Origin of the sequence: Bacillus sp. TH25 (assembly GCF_016650935.1) — a bacterium.
Classification (GTDB): Bacteria; Bacillota; Bacilli; order Bacillales; family Bacillaceae_G; genus Bacillus_A; species Bacillus_A mycoides.
On the sequence record NZ_JAEKEU010000036.1, the window covers coordinates 1 to 2,500 of the forward strand.

The 2,500-nt window shown below is 52.2% G+C and carries 7 tRNA genes and 2 rRNA genes (1 of these 9 cut by a window edge); all 9 read right to left on the reverse strand.

What is annotated here, in order from left to right:
- Positions 1-3 precede the first annotated feature (3 nt).
- Positions 4-77 (reverse strand) — tRNA-Arg (locus JFT89_RS15700).
- A gap of 3 nt (positions 78-80) precedes the next feature.
- Positions 81-169: transfer RNA gene (locus tag JFT89_RS15705), tRNA-Leu, on the reverse strand.
- A 16-nt stretch (positions 170-185) separates the two neighbouring features.
- Positions 186-260: transfer RNA gene (locus JFT89_RS15710), tRNA-Gly, on the reverse strand.
- Positions 261-289: 29 nt separating this feature from the next.
- A tRNA-Leu gene (locus JFT89_RS15715) sits at positions 290-370 on the reverse strand.
- Positions 371-394: 24 nt separating this feature from the next.
- Positions 395-470, reverse strand: a tRNA-His gene (locus JFT89_RS15720).
- A 10-nt stretch (positions 471-480) separates the two neighbouring features.
- A tRNA-Thr gene (locus JFT89_RS15725) sits at positions 481-556 on the reverse strand.
- 4 nt (positions 557-560) lie between these two features.
- A tRNA-Val gene (locus JFT89_RS15730) sits at positions 561-636 on the reverse strand.
- Between the two features lie 5 nt (positions 637-641).
- Positions 642-757, reverse strand: a 5S ribosomal RNA gene (gene rrf, locus JFT89_RS15735).
- 101 nt (positions 758-858) lie between these two features.
- A 23S ribosomal RNA gene (locus JFT89_RS15740) occupies positions 859-2,500 on the reverse strand (it continues 1,280 nt past the right edge of the window).

Here is a 2,500-nt window from a genome sequence, read left to right on the forward strand (position 1 = left end):
AAACGCGCCCGAGAGGAGTCGAACCCCTAACCTCTTGATCCGTAGTCAAACGCTCTATCCAATTGAGCTACGGGCGCATATGGTGCCGAGGGCGGGGGTCGAACCCGCACGGTGGTCACCCACCGCAGGATTTTAAGTCCTGTGCGTCTGCCTGTTCCGCCACCCCGGCATGTCATACTGAAAATTGGAGCGGAAGACGGGATTCGAACCCGCGACCCCAACCTTGGCAAGGTTGTATTCTACCACTGAACTACTTCCGCAAGACATGTTTGAGTTATTTTATTAAAAGTGCGGGTGAAGGGAGTCGAACCCCCACGCCAAAGGCGCTAGATCCTAAGTCTAGTGCGTCTGCCAATTCCGCCACACCCGCATGTTATAATTTAAAAAGAAAAAATGGGGCGACTGATGGGAATTGAACCCACGAGTGCCGGAGCCACAATCCGGTGCGTTAACCACTTCGCCACAACCGCCATGATTTTCTGGTGCCGACTAGAGGACTTGAACCCCCAACCTACTGATTACAAGTCAGTTGCTCTACCAATTGAGCTAAGTCGGCTAAATGGTGGAGGATGACGGGATCGAACCGCCGACCCCCTGCTTGTAAGGCAGGTGCTCTCCCAGCTGAGCTAATCCTCCGAATTGCCTGGCAACGTCCTACTCTCACAGGGACAAGGTCCCAACTACCATCGGCGCTAGAGAGCTTAACTTCCGTGTTCGGTATGGGAACGGGTGTGACCTCTCTGCCATCATTACCAGACTGTATTCATTTAAGACAAGAATTATCATAACTTATTCGACATTTAAAGTCAACAAGTTTTTTATATTCTTTCAAAACTAGATAACATTGCTTCATATTATATGGTTAAGTCCTCGATCTATTAGTATTCGTCAGCTCCACATGTCACCATGCTTCCACCTCGAACCTATCAACCTGATCATCTTTCAGGGATCTTACTAGCTTACGCTATGGGAAATCTCATCTTGAGGGGGGCTTCATGCTTAGATGCTTTCAGCACTTATCCCTTCCGCACATAGCTACCCAGCTATGCCCTTGGCAGAACAACTGGTACACCAGCGGTGCGTCCATCCCGGTCCTCTCGTACTAAGGACAGCTCCTCTCAAATTTCCTGCGCCCACGACGGATAGGGACCGAACTGTCTCACGACGTTCTGAACCCAGCTCGCGTACCGCTTTAATGGGCGAACAGCCCAACCCTTGGGACCGACTACAGCCCCAGGATGCGATGAGCCGACATCGAGGTGCCAAACCTCCCCGTCGATGTGGACTCTTGGGGGAGATAAGCCTGTTATCCCCGGGGTAGCTTTTATCCGTTGAGCGATGGCCCTTCCATGCGGAACCACCGGATCACTAAGCCCGACTTTCGTCCCTGCTCGACTTGTAGGTCTCGCAGTCAAGCTCCCTTATGCCTTTGCACTCTACGAATGATTTCCAACCATTCTGAGGGAACCTTTGGGCGCCTCCGTTACACTTTAGGAGGCGACCGCCCCAGTCAAACTGCCCACCTGACACTGTCTCCCGGGTCGATAAGACCCGTAGGTTAGAATTTCAATACAGTCAGGGCGGTATCCCACCAGCGCCTCCACCGAAGCTAGCGCTCCGGTTTCAATGGCTCCCGCCTATCCTGTACAAACTGTACCAAAATTCAATATCAGGCTACAGTAAAGCTCCACGGGGTCTTTCCGTCCTGTCGCGGGTAACCTGCATCTTCACAGGTACTATAATTTCACCGAGTCTCTGGTTGAGACAGTGCCCAAATCGTTACACCTTTCGTGCGGGTCGGAACTTACCCGACAAGGAATTTCGCTACCTTAGGACCGTTATAGTTACGGCCGCCGTTTACTGGGGCTTCAGTTCAGAGCTTCGCTTACGCTAACCCCTCTCCTTAACCTTCCAGCACCGGGCAGGTGTCAGCCCCTATACTTCGCCTTACGGCTTCGCAGAGACCTGTGTTTTTGCTAAACAGTCGCTTGGGCCTATTCACTGCGGCTTTCCGTTAAGAAAGCACCCCTTCTCCCGAAGTTACGGGGTCATTTTGCCGAGTTCCTTAACCAGAGTTCTCTCGCACACCTTAGGATTCTCTCCTCGCCTACCTGTGTCGGTTTGCGGTACAGGCACCTTTTATCTCGCTAGAAGCTTTTCTTGGCAGCGGGGAATCAAAGACTTCGCTCCATAAGGAGCTTCCCCATCACAGCTCAGCCTTCACGATAAGCGGATTTGCCTACTTATCAGCCTAACTGCTTGGACGTGCACAACCAATCGCACGCTTCTTCTATCCTTCTGCGTCCCTCCATTGCTCAAACGATAAAGAGGTGGTACAGGAATATCAACCTGTTGTCCATCGCCTACGCCTGTCGGCCTCGGCTTAGGTCCTGACTAACCCTGAGCGGACGAGCCTTCCTCAGGAAACCTTAGGCATTCGGTGGACGGGATTCTCACCCGTCTTTCGCTACTCATACCGGCATTCTCACTTCTAAGCGCT